This window comes from Paenibacillus sp. HJGM_3 (assembly GCF_045062745.1).
Taxonomy (GTDB): Bacteria; Bacillota; Bacilli; order Paenibacillales; family NBRC-103111; genus Paenibacillus_AA.
In genome coordinates this window covers 63,334-79,040 of the sequence record NZ_JBJGED010000025.1, presented here as the reverse complement: position 1 = coordinate 79,040, position 15,707 = coordinate 63,334, and the positions used below count along the sequence as shown (strand labels likewise).

18 protein-coding genes are annotated in these 15,707 nt (G+C 58.1%); 12 read left to right on the top strand and 6 right to left on the bottom strand.

The genetic code is table 11. The annotated features are described in order from the left end of the window. Nucleotides 1–27 precede the first annotated feature (27 nt). The 3 genes from ACI5FR_RS24495 (at nt 28) to ACI5FR_RS24485 (ending at nt 2,175) form a co-directional block, all read left to right on the top strand. A complete protein-coding gene (locus tag ACI5FR_RS24495) occupies nt 28–948 on the top strand; it encodes an ABC transporter ATP-binding protein (RefSeq protein ID WP_405459269.1) in 921 nt (306 codons plus the stop codon). Further along, nucleotides 941–1,678: an ABC transporter permease gene (locus tag ACI5FR_RS24490; protein ID WP_405459268.1), complete on the top strand. Its 738-nt coding sequence runs from the start codon at nt 941–943 to the stop codon at nt 1,676–1,678. Before ACI5FR_RS24495 ends, ACI5FR_RS24490 begins: the two co-directional genes overlap by 8 nt. 116 nt (nt 1,679–1,794) lie before the next feature. Next, nucleotides 1,795–2,175, top strand: coding sequence for a DUF423 domain-containing protein (locus ACI5FR_RS24485; RefSeq protein ID WP_405459267.1), 381 nt, complete (start codon nt 1,795–1,797; stop codon nt 2,173–2,175). 76 nt (nt 2,176–2,251) lie between these two features. Here the strand turns inward: ACI5FR_RS24485 and ACI5FR_RS24480 are convergent, their stop codons facing one another. Together ACI5FR_RS24480 and ACI5FR_RS24475 are read right to left on the bottom strand one after the other, a co-directional pair. Continuing rightward, nucleotides 2,252–2,608 carry a hypothetical protein gene (locus tag ACI5FR_RS24480; RefSeq protein WP_405459265.1) on the bottom strand — a complete coding sequence of 119 codons (357 nt, stop codon included), beginning with the start codon at nt 2,606–2,608 and terminating at the stop codon, nt 2,252–2,254. A gap of 121 nt (nt 2,609–2,729) precedes the next feature. Beyond that, nucleotides 2,730–3,248, bottom strand: coding sequence for a hypothetical protein (locus tag ACI5FR_RS24475; RefSeq protein ID WP_405459264.1), 519 nt, complete (start codon nt 3,246–3,248; stop codon nt 2,730–2,732). A 195-nt stretch (nt 3,249–3,443) separates the two neighbouring features. On the opposite strand from ACI5FR_RS24475, the gene ACI5FR_RS24470 reads away from it, so the two are divergent. Beyond that, nucleotides 3,444–3,746 (top strand): YunC family protein, encoded by a 303-nt coding sequence (locus ACI5FR_RS24470; protein WP_405459263.1) that lies wholly within the window; start codon nt 3,444–3,446, stop codon nt 3,744–3,746. 95 nt (nt 3,747–3,841) lie between these two features. Continuing rightward, nucleotides 3,842–4,684, top strand: a complete 843-nt coding sequence (locus ACI5FR_RS24465) for a glycosyltransferase family 2 protein (RefSeq protein ID WP_405459261.1) — start codon at nt 3,842–3,844, stop codon at nt 4,682–4,684. A gap of 10 nt (nt 4,685–4,694) precedes the next feature. Here the strand turns inward: ACI5FR_RS24465 and ACI5FR_RS24460 are convergent, their stop codons facing one another. The 3 genes from ACI5FR_RS24460 to mtnK form a co-directional block, all read right to left on the bottom strand. Continuing rightward, nucleotides 4,695–5,063, bottom strand: a complete 369-nt coding sequence (locus ACI5FR_RS24460) for a helix-turn-helix domain-containing protein (RefSeq protein ID WP_405459259.1) — start codon at nt 5,061–5,063, stop codon at nt 4,695–4,697. A gap of 148 nt (nt 5,064–5,211) precedes the next feature. Continuing rightward, complete coding sequence (mtnA, locus tag ACI5FR_RS24455; RefSeq protein ID WP_405459339.1) at nt 5,212–6,279, bottom strand: S-methyl-5-thioribose-1-phosphate isomerase; 1,068 nt, start codon at nt 6,277–6,279, stop codon at nt 5,212–5,214. Nucleotides 6,280–6,371: 92 nt separating this feature from the next. Beyond that, entirely contained in the window at nt 6,372–7,577 is a 1,206-nt protein-coding gene (gene mtnK / locus ACI5FR_RS24450) for an S-methyl-5-thioribose kinase (protein WP_405459258.1), read from the bottom strand. 210 nt (nt 7,578–7,787) lie between these two features. Here mtnK and ACI5FR_RS24445 point away from each other — a divergent pair, with 210 nt between their 5' ends. From ACI5FR_RS24445 to ACI5FR_RS24415, 7 genes are all read left to right on the top strand, one after another. Beyond that, nucleotides 7,788–8,240, top strand: a complete 453-nt coding sequence (locus tag ACI5FR_RS24445) for a Dps family protein (RefSeq protein ID WP_405459256.1) — start codon at nt 7,788–7,790, stop codon at nt 8,238–8,240. 132 nt (nt 8,241–8,372) lie between these two features. Then, entirely contained in the window at nt 8,373–8,963 is a 591-nt protein-coding gene (locus ACI5FR_RS24440) for a DUF1802 family protein (protein ID WP_405459254.1), read from the top strand. A 136-nt stretch (nt 8,964–9,099) separates the two neighbouring features. Beyond that, complete coding sequence (sufC, locus tag ACI5FR_RS24435; RefSeq protein WP_405459251.1) at nt 9,100–9,888, top strand: Fe-S cluster assembly ATPase SufC; 789 nt, start codon at nt 9,100–9,102, stop codon at nt 9,886–9,888. Nucleotides 9,889–9,948: 60 nt separating this feature from the next. Next, complete coding sequence (gene sufD / locus ACI5FR_RS24430; protein WP_405459249.1) at nt 9,949–11,250, top strand: Fe-S cluster assembly protein SufD; 1,302 nt, start codon at nt 9,949–9,951, stop codon at nt 11,248–11,250. Beyond that, on the top strand, nt 11,250–12,479 hold the full coding sequence (locus ACI5FR_RS24425) for a cysteine desulfurase (protein ID WP_405459247.1): 1,230 nt from the start codon (nt 11,250–11,252) through the stop codon (nt 12,477–12,479). Before sufD ends, ACI5FR_RS24425 begins: the two co-directional genes overlap by 1 nt. A gap of 36 nt (nt 12,480–12,515) precedes the next feature. Then, nucleotides 12,516–13,913, top strand: a complete 1,398-nt coding sequence (gene sufB / locus ACI5FR_RS24420; RefSeq protein WP_405459246.1) for a Fe-S cluster assembly protein SufB — start codon at nt 12,516–12,518, stop codon at nt 13,911–13,913. Between the two features lie 260 nt (nt 13,914–14,173). Then, complete coding sequence (locus tag ACI5FR_RS24415) at nt 14,174–14,770, top strand: DUF6241 domain-containing protein (RefSeq protein WP_405459244.1); 597 nt, start codon at nt 14,174–14,176, stop codon at nt 14,768–14,770. Nucleotides 14,771–14,924: 154 nt separating this feature from the next. Here ACI5FR_RS24415 and ACI5FR_RS24410 read toward each other — a convergent pair whose 3' ends face one another. After that, nucleotides 14,925–15,698: a YheC/YheD family protein gene (locus ACI5FR_RS24410; protein ID WP_405459241.1), complete on the bottom strand. Its 774-nt coding sequence runs from the start codon at nt 15,696–15,698 to the stop codon at nt 14,925–14,927. Nucleotides 15,699–15,707 lie beyond the last annotated feature (9 nt).

The following is a 15,707-nucleotide window of genomic DNA, read 5'->3' as shown; positions in this document are numbered from 1 at the left end:
ATAACCGTTAGAAAGGATAGAACTTAGATGGAAACGATTATGCAAGTCCACGGGTTGACCAAAAATTATAAGCAATTCAAAGCGGTGCACGAGCTGAACATGACGATCCGAAAAGGGGACATCTACGGCTTCCTCGGGCAAAACGGGGCCGGCAAAACGACGACGATCCGCATGATGATGGGGCTCATCCACCCAAGCGCAGGCTCGATCGAGCTGTTCGGAGAACGCGTGCGCCCCGGGGCGAACCACCTGTATCGGCGAATCGGCTCGATCATCGAATTTCCGGGCTTTTACCCGAATTTGACCGCGGTGGAGAATCTGGAGATGTTCCGACGCTTGGAAGGCGTCAAGGACCGAAGCTGCCTCGAGGATGCTCTGCATACGGTCGGCCTGTGGGACGCGCGCAACCGGCACGCCGGGCAATTCTCGCTCGGGATGAAGCAGCGCCTCGGCATCGCAAGGGCGATTCTCCACCGGCCGGAGTTCCTGATTCTCGACGAGCCGACTAACGGCCTCGACCCGATGGGCATCAAGGAAATTCGCCAGCTTATTCAGGACTTGGCGCGCAAGCGCGACATGACGATTCTGATCTCGAGCCACATCCTGAGCGAAGTGGAGCAGCTCGCCACCCGGATCGGGATCGTCCACAAAGGCGTCATGCTGGAAGAGACGACGCTCGCGGAGCTGACGGACCGGAACCGCCAATATGTCGAGCTGCAGGTGGATGCGATCGACCGGGCGAGCGACGTGCTCGAGCGGGAGCTGCAGATCCGGGATATGCACCTGCAGGAGGGGGGCGTGATCCGCGTTTACGAGAAGCTGACCGAGGCGGCCCGCATGAACCGGGCGCTCATTCAGGACGGCGTAGAAGTCCGCTCGCTTATGCATCGCCAAGATTCGCTGGAAGACTATTTCGTCCGATTGATTGGAGGGAGTGCGATTGCTTAGCATTATCTATGGGGAAGCGCTCAAGCTGAAGCGGTCCAAAATGCTGTGGCTGATCGTCCTGGGGGCGCTTTTGCCGGTCGTGCTGAATTATTTCGTCGCGCGTCATCAAATCGGCGATGCCAAGTCGATCGTCTGGCAGCAGCTTTTCCAAGAAAACCTGATGCTGCTCGTCGCGCTGATGGGACCGGCCTTATTCGCTTTGTTCACTGGCTACATCTTCGCCAGAGAGTATACCGAGCGGACGATCAACAGCTTCTTGACCGTGCCGCGTTCCAGGGTGCTGCTCCTGCTCGGCAAGTACGTGATCATGTTGCCGGTCATCGTAGCGACGATAGCGCTCTCGTTCGGTCTCACCCTGGTGTCGGGCTTCATCTTGAGACATGAACCGCTGACAGTCGACGCGCTTCAAGACGCGGGACTCCGCTATCTCATTCTGATCGCAACCCAATATGCGCTCATCTCGGTAGCGGCTACGGTCAGTCTGTTCGGCAAAAGCTACATTCCCGCCATGGGACTCGGGGTGTTCGCCGTCATCTCGGAGCTCACGATCATGCAGTCGAAGTACATTATGTATTACCCATGGAGCGCGCCGCTCAACTTGGTGATGGAGAACTTCTCGCCGACGTTCAACAACACCGCGTTAGGGGTTACGGTGCTCGCCATCGCGTTCTTCCTGCCGCTTCTCTTCAATATCGCCTATTACCGCCGGGCGGACGTGCACAGCGGGTGACCCCGTTCACCAAACCGACAACGAAACCCGTGCAATGCGCTGGAAAACGCATTGCCATTTCGCTATGATGAGGCTATTGCACAATCTCATGATAGCGAAAGCGATGGTGGTGTACGATGTTTCGCACTTATGGAGCGTTAGGCAGCGTGCTGGCCTTGCTCGCGGTCGCCTTGGGCGCGTTCGGCGCCCATGGGCTGGACGGCAAGATCGACGACGAGCTGCTCGCGGCGTTCAAGACCGGCGTGCAGTACCACATGTTCCACGCCTTGGGGCTGCTCGCGATTGCCGTCGCGGCAGAGAAGCTGGGCGAGTCGGGCGCCCTGCGGTGGGCCGCCAGGCTGCTCGTCGCCGGCATCGTGCTGTTCGCCGGCAGCCTGTACGTCATGGCCGTGACGGACATCCGGCCGCTCGGCATCATTACGCCGTTCGGCGGAGTCGCGTTCCTCGCGGGATGGGCTTGCTTGGCGGCGGCCTTCCTCAAGAGCCGCAAGTCGTAATACGAAGAAACCGGATCTCCTTCAGGGGATCCGGTTTCTTCGTGCAGCCGTGCCTCAAGCGTTAGGGTTAACCGAATTAAAAGAGGCCGAAGCCTTTCCCGAATCCGCGGCCAAATCCTTTCCCGAACCCTCCGCCCAAACCACCCAAACCGCCCAAACCGCCAAGGCCGCCAAAGCCGCCCACACCGCCGCAGCCGCCAAAGCCACAGCCACCGAAGGGCCTCGTGGCGATCACCAGCAGATCGAACAAGACGAGCGGAAGAATGAATCCTTTCGTGCTCGCTTTATTTTTGTCGCGCGGCAGCTCCACGAGCAGCCGGTTGCCGCGGATGCCGCGCAGGATGCCGGAGACACGGGCCCCGTCCTTCTTGATCGCGTAGATCCGCTTGCCGATGAGCTTGCGAGCTTCGGCCTTCGTAACCGAACCCTTCATGCCAATCCCTCCTTCCTCCTACCCTCCCAGTCTATTCTTGCAAACTAGCGGATGCTTGGACACCTATCCCCGGCAATCAAAAAATAAGAGGGTCTGCCCTGGCAGGCAGCCCTCTTGTACGTCAAGGAGTATGAGCTTCGATATCGTCAATCTCGTTTAACTTGAAAGAATACACTTTCTTCTCATCCACATGATAGATCGTCAGTCGCTGGTCGGACAGATCGAAGTTCAGAATACGGCAGGGCATGCTCAGCTTTATCCCCTTGCCCTTCACGACGGTTAGGCGGACCAAGGTGCCGCGCTCCTTGTACTCTTCGAGCAGCTCGAGCCTCAGCTGCTGCCTGTCGTCCGCTTTGGGCTTCGATTGGGCGCTCGACGGGGCCGCTCCCGGTTCAATGGGGGTGGTAGGCTTCGAGATCGGGAAGGAGGCGGTAATCGGTGCAGCGGTTGATTGGAGCAGCGCTTCGTCGATCAGCTTCCCAAGCTCCATGCCGCCGGTGATGCGGAAATCCTTCACTTTGGGGTGGTGAAGCAGCTGCATCAGGGAGGCTATGGCCAAGGCGTGCGAGGAATCCTCAAGGAGAACTTCTACTTGAAGCAAGTGGCGTTTGGCATTGGTAGTCGGCTTGTCGGTTCCCATTCGTTCACCCCGCGTTAAGTTCCATCAGTAATAGTTCTACTATACATAATTCGGCGTCCCTTGAGTACCGGAAAAAGGAGAAAACGCGAAACAAATTATTGTAAAGCGCGGATGCGGAAGCGTAGCGGGCGCATACACTGTAGAAGGGATGCGACACATCGCAGCGCCAATCGCTCTGGGAGGGATCAGCGTACAATGATCAATGCCAAGCCAATACAAATCGGCGATCGTACGGTAATGGGGATTACCGTGGAGCTCCCCAAAACGACGCTCGTGATTGTAACGACGGACAAAGGGTATATTATGTGCGGAGCGCTGGACGTAGCGCTCTTGAACGAAAGATTGCGGGCGCGCAACATTATTGCCGGCCGGGCGACCGGGGTGAGAACGCTGGAGGATCTGCTCGAGGCGCCGCTGGAATCGGTGACGCATACGGCGGAGGAGATGGGCATCGTGCCGGGGATGAAGGGCAGCGACGCGATAGTAAGAATGCTGTAACGGAACGAGACCTGCTCTCGTTCTTTTTTCATGCGGAAGGCGGACATGTAGTATAATCGTTATCAAAACAATGTGCTGAGGAGAGGAAAGGCCGCATGGAGACAATTCCACAATCCGCAACGGGGGAGCCGCTCGTATCCGTCGTCATCCCTACATATAACCGCCTGCATGGGCTGGCCGAGCTGCTGGAATCGCTCGTCCGGCAGACATTCACGGACTTCGAAGTGATCGTGGTCAACGATTGCGGCGAATCGGTGACGTCCGTAATCGCCATGTACCCGGAGCTAAGCGTCCGCCTGATCGATCTCCCGGACAACCGCAAGCATGTGCATGCCCGGAACGAGGGAGTCAAACAAGCGGCCGGCGAGCTCATTCTTCTGTGCGACGACGACGATTTGCTCCTGCCGAGCCATCTGGCTCGTATGGTGCGGGAGCTCGAAGGATACGACTTGGTCTACTCCGACGTGGAGATTTTCGATTATCGGCTGGAGGGGCGTACGCGTATCCCGACTAGCCGCCGGTTGTTCGCTTACCGTTACGACCCGGAAGCGATGAGGAAATTTTCGACGTTCGTGCCGTCCGGCATCCTGTACCGCAAGTCGATCCACGAAACGCTTGGACCGTTCGACCCGGACGTTTACCATTACTGGGACTGGGACTTTTATTTGCGGGCGGCGGCCGAGTTCCGGGTGAAGCGGGTGCCGGCGGCTACGGTGTTGTATGCATTTTCGCAGCAAGGGGGCAATATGTCGAGCGATTTGAACGGCATGCGGCATTACTTGGACAAGTTGTCGGTCAAGCACAACCTCGGGGCGCTGCCGACCAAAAATTTCTTCCTCCTGCTGGAGGAGCCGGACGTACGGAGCCGTCAGGCGGACAGCGAGCGCGAGTGGGACGGATTGCCCATCATTTCCCGCTATGCGCTTCATGAAGATTAAACTTGGAAGATTACCGGGACTGAACGGGGGCGTTCCGCTCCAGACGGACGCTCGTGATCAGCCGGTCCACCTGTTCCCGCGTGAGCGGCTCGCCATCGACCATCAGCGGCCGTGAATCGGATACGCCTGCGCTTAGCTCGACCGGAGCGGCGCCCGGCTCCTGCCGAAGTGCCGGTTCATCCGTCCGGCACATAATATAATCCAACGACACTTGATAATAGTCTGCGATCGTGCACAGCGTCATGTAATCCGGCTCTCTCCGGTTTGTTTCGTAATGGGACAGGGCGGCTCTGGATATGCCGAGCTTGCCCGCCAGCTCCTCTTGGGTGAGGCCGAGCTTAACGCGCAAGGCTGCCATACGTTCTCCGCATCGTATCATCGGTCACTCCTCCTGTTATGCCTAGATTGGATAGTTTGCCTATACCATTCGTAGCGGGTCGGCGAATTGTGGGGGGAGGGGTTCGCTAAAACGCACAACAACCGTCCGGGATCGGACGGTTGTTGTGCGTCTAGGGGACGGCGGACGGTCAGGACTCGTCGAACAGAACCCGGAGATTGTCCGTATAAGGGGCGCGAACGATGCCCTTTTCGGTAATGATCGCCGTGACATACTCGTGCGGGGTGACGTCGAAGGCCGGATTGAACACCTTGATCCCGACCGGAGCGGTCCGTTTGCCGAAGCCCTGCGTGATCTCGTCTTCGTGACGCTCCTCGATCGGAATCTCCGCCCCGGTCGGCGTGTTCAGGTCGATCGTCGACATCGGGCACGCTACATAGAACGGGATGCCGTGCGCCTTCGCCAGGACGGCGACGCTGTACGTGCCGATCTTGTTGGCCACGTCGCCGTTCGCGGCCACGCGGTCGGTGCCTACGATGACCGCCTGCACCCAGCCCTTCGACATGACCATGCCGGCCATGTTGTCGCAGATGAGCGTCACGTCGATGCCGGCCTGCTGCAGCTCGAACGCCGTCAGCCGGGCGCCCTGCAGCACCGGCCGCGTCTCGTCGGCGAACACGCGCAGCGCGATGCCGCGCTCGTGCGCCAAGTACATCGGCGCAAGCGCCGTCCCATACTTCGCCGTCGCGAGCCCGCCGGCGTTGCAGTGCGTGAGGACGCCCATGCCGTCCTCGAACAGCGTGAGCGCGTGCTCGCCGATCAGGCGGCACGTCTCCTCGTCCTCGGCCTGGATCTGCCTCGCCTCGTCGAGCAGGGCCGCCTTCAGCCGGTCGAGACCGGTTTCCCGCTCCACGCGCACAAGCGTCTCCGCCCGCCGCTTCAGCCGGTCGAGCGCCCAGAACAGATTGACCGCCGTGGGCCGCGACGTGGCCAAGTAATCGGCCTGCCGCTCCACTTCGGTCAAGAAGCGGGCTGCGGCGTCACCGCCGTCAGCGACGCCGCGCACGCCGAGATACACCCCATACGCCGCCGCGATGCCGATGGCGGGCGCGCCCCGCACCTTCAGGTGGCGGATCGCGTCCCACACGTCCTCGGCGCTCGTCAGCCGCAGGTAGACGATCTCCTCGGGCAACAGCCGCTGATCGAGCAGATCGAGATGGTCGCCGGCCCAGCGGACGGACTGCAGCGCGCCTTCCATGGCACGGGTCGCTTCAGATGCGGCGGGTTGAGGCGATGATATTCCTTCAGGCTTCATACGTATGAACCTCCTCCTCTTCCGGCTGTTGCCGGTCATCTCACGGCCGTCTCCGCGACATGCAGCATCTCTTCGATCGAGGTCACGAGCCGGTGGCGCCGAATGAGCGTCTTGCCGATGGCGAGCGCGATGCGCTGCGCCCTCTCCCGGCTGGCGGCATCGGCGATCTTGTCGATGTCCGCGACGTGGGCCAAGCCTACGACGCGGCGCACCATCTTGCAGCCGGCGTAGCCGAACGTGTCCTGCAGCAGCTCCTGCATGTACGCGTCCTGGAAGCCGGGCGTGCCCGAGATGCGGTCGACGCCGTGCTCGTCCCACAGCGCCCGGAAATCGCGCTCGAACCGCGTCCACACATCGCGCGCCGTATCGAGCAAATAGCGGCGGTAGTCCGCCCGCTCGGCCTCGGTGGCGCTCAGCCCTTCGCGCGCCGCGTAGTTCAACAGCAGGTTCGCGAGCACCGCGCCGATATCGAAGCCCATCGGGCCGTAGTACGCGAACTCCGGATCGATGACCTTGGTCGACTCCGGGGTAATGAAGATGCTGCCGGTGTGCAGATCGCCGTGCAGCAGCGCCTGAGCCTTCGTCAGGAAGCCGTGGCGCAGCCGGGCGACCTCCAGGTGCAGTTCGGTGTCCGACCAGAGCGCCTCCGCCTCATCCCGGATCGCTTCCTCGAAGCTGTTGTTCGGAGAGTCGGTGTACGGATCGTCGAAGATCAAGTCTTCCGTTATTTTGCACAATTCCGGGTTGATGAACTGCTTCACTTGCATTTTTTTACTCTGCTGATTCATTCCGAGGTCGGATGTGTAAAAGAGAGTATGGGCCAGAAACGTCCCGATATGTCCGGCGAACAGCGGGTACCGGTTGCCTTCCATCAGCCCCCGGCGCATGATGACATGATCGCTCAAGTCTTCCATGACGGTCAGGGCGAGCTCCGGCACGTAGGCGTATACCTTCGGGACGAGATTCGGGCACAGGTTCCCTTGAATCTGCAGCGCTTCGCTCTCGATCCGGGCCCGATCGAGCGTAAGCGGCCACGATTCGCCGACGACCTTCGCATACGGAAGAGCTTGCTTCAGGATGACGCTCGCGGAGGAACCGCGGTCCTGGATATGGAACACCAAGTTCAGGTTGCCGTCGCCGATCTCGCGGCAGGTCAAGTCCGCATCGGAGCGGAACAAATCCGGAATCGTCCGGGCAAAGGCGATCGCCTCATGTTCAGTCAAAGGATGGTATTGGGACAAATGGAGCACCTCCAAAAAATCGCTGAAATCTGGGGTTCCCGTACAACGCCGCTGCCCTCGCAGGTTTACGTCGCATGACGGGTACTTTCCCTAGTATAAGCGATTCGGAAACTCGTGCAAATAGCGCGCACATAATCCGGGTCAATCGGTGCTACCCTACAGGATATCCCACGAATAAGCATTCAACTAACCTTAAGGAGGCGCGGGCACATGTCCCCAACAACTGCCACAATGTCGATCGTAGACGTACTGAACAAGCAGGTCGCGAACTGGAGCGTCCTGTATATGAAGCTGCACCATTTTCACTGGTATGTGAAAGGCGCCGACTTCTTCACGCTGCATGCGAAGTTCGAGGAGCTGTACACGGAGGCGGGCAGCACGATGGACCTCCTGGCCGAGCGCATTCTGGCGCTGAAGGGCAAACCCGCCTCGATGCTGAAGGATCAGCTGTCGCTCGCTTCCGTCAAGGAAGCGAAGGGCGGCGAGTCGGCCGATCAGATGGTGAAGGCGACGATCGCGGATTTCGAGACGATGATCGGGGAGCTGGAGAAGGGCGTGGAAGCCGCCGAGAAGGAAGGCGACTCGAGCACAGCCGACATGCTGACCGGGATTCGGACGAGTCTCGAGAAGCACGTGTGGATGCTTCAAGCCTTCAGCGGCTGACGTCCGTTCCTGCCGATTCTGCACGAGACAGCCCATCCTTTGGGGGCTGTCTTTGTCGTTTTTTCCCGGCAATCCGTTTGCAATGACTTCCTCAGGAGCGCTATAATCGATTGGATGGAGGTGGCAAAGTTCATGAGGATTTCGGAGCAGCGCGCGGCCCTCAAAGAATGGGCTTCCGCCGTTCACGCGCTGGCGAGCGGGCGTCAAATCCTGATTATGCGCAAAGGCGGCATCGTCGAGGAGACTCGGCATTTCGAGCTGCGCGAGACCGGCTTCTTCTTATATCCGACGTACGAGCACCAAAAGAAGCATCTGCTCAAGGACGCCTGCCAGGAGCTTATCGACCGGACCACCGCAGACTGGCAGCCGGATCAACCGACCGTGAAGATCGAGACGTACGCGGAAGCGGTCCGGGATCTCGAGGTCACGAGCCAGGAGGAGCTGGATCGGCTGCGCGACTACCATATCTGGACGGATGAATTTGCTTCCGAACGGCTAAAATGGAAGAAGACACAGCCGCTGCACGTCATACTACTAAGAGTTTATAAGCTCGCGGTCCCCTTGGAAGCGCCGATTCTCCCCGAGTACAACGGATGCAAATCGTGGATCGAGCTGAAGCTTCCGGAGCATTTGCCCATGGAGGGCGTTGCAGCTCCCGTGATGACGGACAAGCAATTCGAAGCGGAGCGGCAAGCCATCTTGAAGCAGCTTGGACGGGGCTAGCGTCACGTGCGGGGTCGGCCGGAGGGGCTTAGGCTTCTCTTGTTCGACAAGATCGGTTATAATAAAGTTATTATTGAGAATCAATGAGAATCATTTAAGAATGATTCCAAATTACGCCTCGGAGGGAACAGTACAAATGGCTAATTCACCACAATTCGTCATAGACGGCTTGCGAGCTTCTATTGAAGACAAGGAAATTCTGAAAGGCATCGAGCTGAAAATTAACGGGGGCGAAGTGCACGCGATCATGGGTCCGAACGGAACCGGGAAAAGTACGCTCGCTTCCGCGCTTATGGGGCATCCCAAATATGAAGTGACGGACGGCCGCGTTACGCTGGACGGAGAAGATGTGCTGGAGATGGCGGTAGACGAGCGCGCCCGCGCCGGTCTGTTCCTGGCGATGCAGTATCCGAGCGAGATCGCCGGCGTGACGAACTCCGACTTCCTGCGCAGCGCGATCAATGCCCGCCGCGAGGAAGGCAACGAGATTTCCCTCATCAAGTTCATCCGCCAGATGGAGGGCAAGATGAAGCAGCTGGAGATGAACCCGGAGTTTGCCCATCGTTATCTGAACGAAGGCTTCTCCGGCGGGGAGAAGAAGCGGAACGAGATTCTGCAGATGATGCTGCTCGAGCCGAAGATCGTCATTCTCGACGAGATCGACTCCGGCCTCGACATCGACGCGCTGCGGATCGTGGCGGAAGGCGTCAATGCGATGCGCAGCGAGGATCGCGCCTTCCTGATCATTACCCACTATCAGCGCCTGCTGAACTACGTGAAGCCGGACTTCGTGCATGTGATGATGCAAGGCCGCATCGTGAAATCGGGCGGTCCGGAGCTCGCCGAGCGTCTGGAGGCGGAAGGCTACGATTGGATTAAGGAAGAACTGGGCATTGTGGATGAAACCGTTGGTCAAGAAGCATAAAAGGTCCTTAGCCCATCCGTGTGAGGCGTTAAGGCTTAAACGATCAGGAGGAAATGGAAAATGAGCTTAAATACCGTTCTTCCAATCGACCGCGATTCCATCGCTCAATTGTCCGCTCGCAAGCAAGAACCGCAATGGATGCAGGATTTGCGTGTGCAAGCATTGGAATCGGCCGGTTCGTTGGAACTGCCCAAATTGGAGAAGACCCGGATTGACCGCTGGAAGCTGGACGCTTTCGGTTCCTATAAAGAAACGGCCCTGTGGACGGACGTGAATCAGCTGCCGCAGCAGGTGAGGGATTTGCTGCAAGAAGACGGCGACGCCGCGAGTGTGCTCGTGCAGCGCAATTCCGGCCTGGCGTTCAAGCATGTGAGCGATCGACTCGCCGCCCAAGGCGTCGTGTTCACGGACCTCGAGTCCGCGCTGCAGACCCATTGCGATCTCGTGCGCAAGCACTTCCTGTCGGTCGTGAAGGCTGACGAGAACCGGCTGACCGCGCTGCATGCCGCCATGTGGAACGGCGGGGTGTTCCTGTACGTGCCGCGCGGCGTGCAGGTGGACTTGCCGCTGCAGGCGCTGTTCTACGCCGACGACGCGGATGCCGCGATCGCGCCGCACGTGCTGATCGTCGCCGAGGCGAACAGCTCGGTGACCTACGTGGACAATTACTTCTCCGCGGACGGCCTGGAGCTCGTGCATAACGGTGTGGTAGAAGTGATCGCCAAGCCGGGCGCTCAAGTCACATTCGCCTCGATTCACAACTTCGGCGCCGGAGCGACCGATATTACGTACCGTCGCGCGGTGCTCGAGAACGACAGCAAGATCGAATGGATCATCGGCGAGCTGAACAGCGGGAATGCGATGGCGGACACGACCTCCATCCTGAAGGGCAACGGCTCCGACTCGGATGCGAAGGTCATCAGCGTCGGCCGCGGCGAGCAGAAGCTGAACCAGACGACCCGTGCGGTTCACTATGGCAAGGCAACCCCGAGCCAGATGATCACACGCGCCGTCATGAAGGAAGAAGCGACCGCGATCATCAACGGCATCACGAAGATCGAGAAGGGCGCCACCGGCGCGAACGGGCAGCAAACCGAGCGCGTGCTCATGCTGAGCCCGAGAGCCCGCGGCGACGCCAACCCGATCCTGCTCATCGACGAAGACGATGTGAAGGCGGGTCACGCGGCGAGCGTAGGCCAGATCAATCCGGAGCAAATTTACTATCTGATGTCCCGCGGCGTGCCGAGAGTCGAAGCCGAACGGCTCGTCATCTACGGCTTCCTCGCCCCGGTCATCTCCGAAGTGCCTCTAGAGAGCGTGCGCAAGCAGCTCGAGGCACTGGTAGAAAGGAAGCTGGGATAATGCTGAACAGCGCCGAGCTTAGGGAACTGTTTCCGATTCTCCATCAGGAAGTGAACGGCCATCCGCTCGTTTACTTGGACAGCGCGGCGACGTCGCAGAAGCCGCGTCCGGTGATCGAAGCGGTGAGCCGCTATTACGAGCTGGACAATTCCAACGTTCACCGCGGCGTGCATACGCTCGGTTCCCGGGCCACGGACGCTTACGAAGGAGCCCGCGACAAGGTGGCGGCGTTCTTGAACGCCCGGTCGCGCGAGGAGATCATCTTCACGCGCGGCACGACGACGGCGCTCAATCTCGTGGCGACGAGCTACGCGCGGGAAGTGTGCCGGGAAGGCGACGAGATCGTCATCACGCCGATGGAGCACCACAGCAATCTAATTCCGTGGCAGCAGGTCGCTCGGAAGACCGGAGCCACGCTGAAATATATTCCTCTGCAAGAGGATGGTTCGATCTCGCTCGCGGACGTCGAAGCGACGATTACGGACCGGACGAAGATCGTCGCGGTCGTGTACGTCTCCAACGTGCTCGGCGTGACGAATCCGGTCAAGGAGATCGCCGCGATCGCACACCGTCACGGCGCCAAGATGGTCGTCGACGGGGCCCAGAGCACGCCGCACATGAAGGTCGACGTGCAGGATCTGGATTGCGACTTCTACGGCTTCTCGGGGCACAAGATGTGCGGGCCTACCGGCATCGGCGCCCTGTACGGCAAGAAGGAGCTGCTCGAGCGGATGGAGCCGATCGAGTTCGGCGGCGAGATGATTGACCGCGTCGACTTGTACGACTCCACGTTCAAGGACTTGCCGTGGAAGTTCGAGGGCGGCACGCCGATCATCGCCGGCGCCGTCGGCTTGGGAGCCGCGATCGATTTCCTGCAGGAGATCGGTCTCGACCGCATCCTGGAGCATGACCGGGCGCTCGCCGCTTATGCCGTGGAGCGTCTGTCCCAGATCGACGAGCTGACGATCTACGGTCCGCGCGAAGGCCGCACCGGGCTCGTCACCTTCAATCTCGCCGACATTCATGCCCATGACGTGGCAACGGTGATCGACGCGGAGGGCATCGCGATCCGCGCCGGCCATCATTGCTGCCAGCCGCTGATGCGGTGGCTGAATGTGAATGCCACCGCTAGAGCAAGCTTTTATTTGTATAACACCGAGCAGGACATCGACCGGCTGGTCGACGGGCTTGTGAAGACGAAGCAATTTTTCGCCTCGATCGGGGATTAACCACTTTACCACTACACAATCAGGGAGGGATTACGAATGGCCAAGCAAATGCCGGAAATGGAAGATTACAAGTATGGCTTTCGCGACGAGCATCAGAACATTTTCCGTTCGGAAAAAGGGCTGACGGCGGAGATCGTAGCGGAAATTTCCAGAATGAAGAACGAGCCGCAATGGATGCTGGACTTCCGTCTGAAGTCGCTGGAGATCTTCAACAACACGCCGATGCCTCGCTGGGGCGGCAACATGGACGATCTCGATTTCAACGACATTACGTACTACGTGAAGCCATCGGAGAAGCAAGGCAAGACGTGGGAAGAAGTGCCGGAGGAGATCAAGAACACGTTCGACAAGCTGGGGATTCCGGAAGCCGAGCAAAAGTTCCTGGCCGGGGTGTCCGCCCAATACGAATCTGAGGTCGTCTACCACAGCATGCAGGAAGACCTGGAGAAGCAGGGCGTGATCTTCACCGATACGGATACCGCGCTTCGCGAGCATCCGGAGATTTTCAAGGAGTATTTCGGAACCGTCGTTCCGCCTAGCGACAACAAGTTCGCCGCGCTGAACAGCGCCGTGTGGTCCGGCGGCAGCTTCATCTACGTGCCGAAGGGCGTGAAGTGCGAAATTCCGCTGCAGGCCTACTTCCGGATCAACTCCGAGAACATGGGCCAATTCGAGCGGACGCTCATCATCACGGACGAAGACAGCTTCGTGCACTATGTCGAAGGCTGCACCGCGCCGATCTACAGCACCAACTCGCTGCACAGCGCGGTCGTGGAGATCATCTGCAAGAAGAACTCCCGCGCGCGCTACACGACGATCCAGAACTGGGCGCCGAACATCTACAACCTCGTGACGAAGCGTGCGGTGGCTGAAGAGAACGCGACGATGGAGTGGGTCGACGGCAACATCGGCTCCAAGCTGACGATGAAGTACCCGGCGGTCGTCCTGAAGGGCCGCGGTGCGAAAGGCATGGTCTTGTCCATCGCCGTCGCCGGCAAGGGCCAGCACCAAGACGCCGGCGCGAAGATGATTCACCTGGCGCCGGACACGACGTCGACGATCGTGTCGAAGTCGATCAGCAAGCACGGCGGCAAGGTGACGTACCGTGGCCTCGCCTCCTTCGGGCGCAACTCCCAGGGGTCGAAGGCGAACGTCAAGTGCGACACGCTCATTCTGGATAACCAGTCGACGTCCGACACGATCCCGTACAACGAGATCATGAACGACAACATTACGCTGGAGCACGAAGCTACGGTGTCCAAGGTATCCGAGGATCAGCTGTTCTACCTGATGAGCCGCGGCCTGACCGAAGCGGAAGCGACGCAGATGATCGTCATGGGCTTCATCGAGCCGTTCACGAAGGAGCTGCCGATGGAGTATGCGGTGGAGATGAACCGTCTCATCAAGTTCGAGATGGAAGGCTCAATCGGTTAAGATATAGAAACATGTAGAGACGTGTCCTATGCGACTTTCACGCTTGCGTGCCTAGTCGCTCGGACACGTTTTTATTTTTTCCGGCTTCAACATATTCACTTTCATTCGCGGGTTTGTTGGTAGGTTTCCATCAATCTCCATACCCTTCTATCATCACCTTTGTTAGGATTATCTCTAGTGATGCATATCTGTTTATTTTCCCGATACAGTTTGAGACTTTACTGTGCATCCTGAAAAAACGCACAGGGAGGGAACATCATATGTGGTCCAAAACGACTAAAATCATTTTCTCAATCGTCGCGTTCGCAGCTGTTGTCATAGTAGCCGGAGTCATTTATGTCGCGATCACAGATCACGCCGACCGAACAACGGCCGACGCCGTTGCTCCGACTCCTGTACCTACAGGTGAACCAACTGCGACGAACGACCCGACGGGGCTGGGAAAAGTAGATACTCATGTTGCACTCGGAAGGATAAGCACATCGGAGAACAAGAAAGTCGAGAATTTGCTCGAAACGGCCCTCAAGCCGGAGATGGAAGTCTATGAGGAAGACGTCATCAATCTGATGCACCACATGACCCATCAAAAAGTCAAAGCATCGGACAAATGGACGAGCATCCAAATGACATCAAACCGAGTCCGACTCATCGGGGAACTCATCGAGCAGAAAGGCCAGACATGGAAAAACCGCGACCAGCTCCTAAAAATAACGAAGAAATGGGAAGCCGGTGATTTCTCGAAGATAGACGACGATCACAACTATCTATGGAGCCTCGAAGACGGCTCGATCGGAAAAGCGACCGGAATCCTCTCCGCCGAAGAAGAACAAGCCTTTATCGTGAAGACATTCAATTAACCTACCTCGGCCTTATGCTTCGGGGCAGAGGCAGTATCGGATAATCGGAAATAAAACGAAGAAAGGGACTCGTGACGAGCCCCTTTTTTGCGTGAACTAAAGTGTTCCTTCCTCGGCACGGACTCATTGGGTACCCTCGGCTTCATCAGGTCGTTCACGAAGGTTTCCGTCTGTATCGATAGGCTGTCAAGCGCTTCATTTTCCTGTAAACCGATTTATCACGCAACTTGGCAAAAAGCGAATGAGCGGGTCCCGTGTTTTCTTCGATCATCCAGATGCGTCCTTGTTTATCAACCGCCAAATCTAAACCGATTTGCCAGTATCGCTTATAATCGTCAAACCTTCGGCACGATCTATATCCCAGCCGAATCATCTCATGCTTAAGCTTCTTTAGTTTTGGCCCGCGAAACCCGACGGATCGTCGGATTGCCTTATCCGCTTCCAAGGCATACCCTCTCCCGCGGCCCAAATTCGTAATCACACTGCCTTTACCCGCCACTTTAGCCATCATGCCAACATATTCCCAGTTCCCTGTTGCATTTCTCATCATCATTAACCGGATGTCAAATGGTCTCCCCGAAACTTCGGCAAGACGGATGGCCCTTTGAACGATATGGTTGCGTTTGGGGCTTTGCCGTCTAATGGTCCGATACATTTGTTCCGCGGATGCACAGATGATTTTACGACCCTTTTCTTTAACGAAAATATAACGGTTGCCCTTTTTCCACGCTTTAATAACCCCTTTGCCTTGCTGGCCGCCGCAAGGTTTGATGTACACCGTCCTGAACCTTTGTAAAAACACTCGAAGCGTCTTTGTGGAAAGCAGACTAGTCGGAGGCAAATAGCGGCGAATACGTTGATTTTTAGCGAAAAATTTCCAAAGCCTCCATTTGCCCATCTCTGGGCGGCTTTTGATGATTTTGGCCAAGAGTTGCAC

What these genes read in the sequence shown, in the direction of transcription:
- ACI5FR_RS24495 (WP_405459269.1), top strand. Translation starts at nt 28, where the DNA reads ATGGAAACGATTATGCAAGTCCACGGGTTGACCAAAAATTATAAGCAA.
- ACI5FR_RS24485 (WP_405459267.1), top strand. Translation starts at nt 1,795, where the DNA reads ATGTTTCGCACTTATGGAGCGTTAGGCAGCGTGCTGGCCTTGCTCGCG.
- ACI5FR_RS24480 (WP_405459265.1), bottom strand. Translation starts at nt 2,608, where the DNA reads ATGAAGGGTTCGGTTACGAAGGCCGAAGCTCGCAAGCTCATCGGCAAG.
- ACI5FR_RS24475 (WP_405459264.1), bottom strand. Translation starts at nt 3,248, where the DNA reads ATGGGAACCGACAAGCCGACTACCAATGCCAAACGCCACTTGCTTCAA.
- ACI5FR_RS24470 (WP_405459263.1), top strand. Translation starts at nt 3,444, where the DNA reads ATGATCAATGCCAAGCCAATACAAATCGGCGATCGTACGGTAATGGGG.
- ACI5FR_RS24465 (WP_405459261.1), top strand. Translation starts at nt 3,842, where the DNA reads ATGGAGACAATTCCACAATCCGCAACGGGGGAGCCGCTCGTATCCGTC.
- ACI5FR_RS24460 (WP_405459259.1), bottom strand. Translation starts at nt 5,063, where the DNA reads ATGATACGATGCGGAGAACGTATGGCAGCCTTGCGCGTTAAGCTCGGC.
- mtnA (WP_405459339.1), bottom strand. Translation starts at nt 6,279, where the DNA reads ATGGAAGGCGCGCTGCAGTCCGTCCGCTGGGCCGGCGACCATCTCGAT.
- ACI5FR_RS24445 (WP_405459256.1), top strand. Translation starts at nt 7,788, where the DNA reads ATGTCCCCAACAACTGCCACAATGTCGATCGTAGACGTACTGAACAAG.
- ACI5FR_RS24440 (WP_405459254.1), top strand. Translation starts at nt 8,373, where the DNA reads ATGAGGATTTCGGAGCAGCGCGCGGCCCTCAAAGAATGGGCTTCCGCC.
- sufC (WP_405459251.1), top strand. Translation starts at nt 9,100, where the DNA reads ATGGCTAATTCACCACAATTCGTCATAGACGGCTTGCGAGCTTCTATT.
- sufD (WP_405459249.1), top strand. Translation starts at nt 9,949, where the DNA reads ATGAGCTTAAATACCGTTCTTCCAATCGACCGCGATTCCATCGCTCAA.
- ACI5FR_RS24425 (WP_405459247.1), top strand. Translation starts at nt 11,250, where the DNA reads ATGCTGAACAGCGCCGAGCTTAGGGAACTGTTTCCGATTCTCCATCAG.
- sufB (WP_405459246.1), top strand. Translation starts at nt 12,516, where the DNA reads ATGGCCAAGCAAATGCCGGAAATGGAAGATTACAAGTATGGCTTTCGC.
- ACI5FR_RS24415 (WP_405459244.1), top strand. Translation starts at nt 14,174, where the DNA reads ATGTGGTCCAAAACGACTAAAATCATTTTCTCAATCGTCGCGTTCGCA.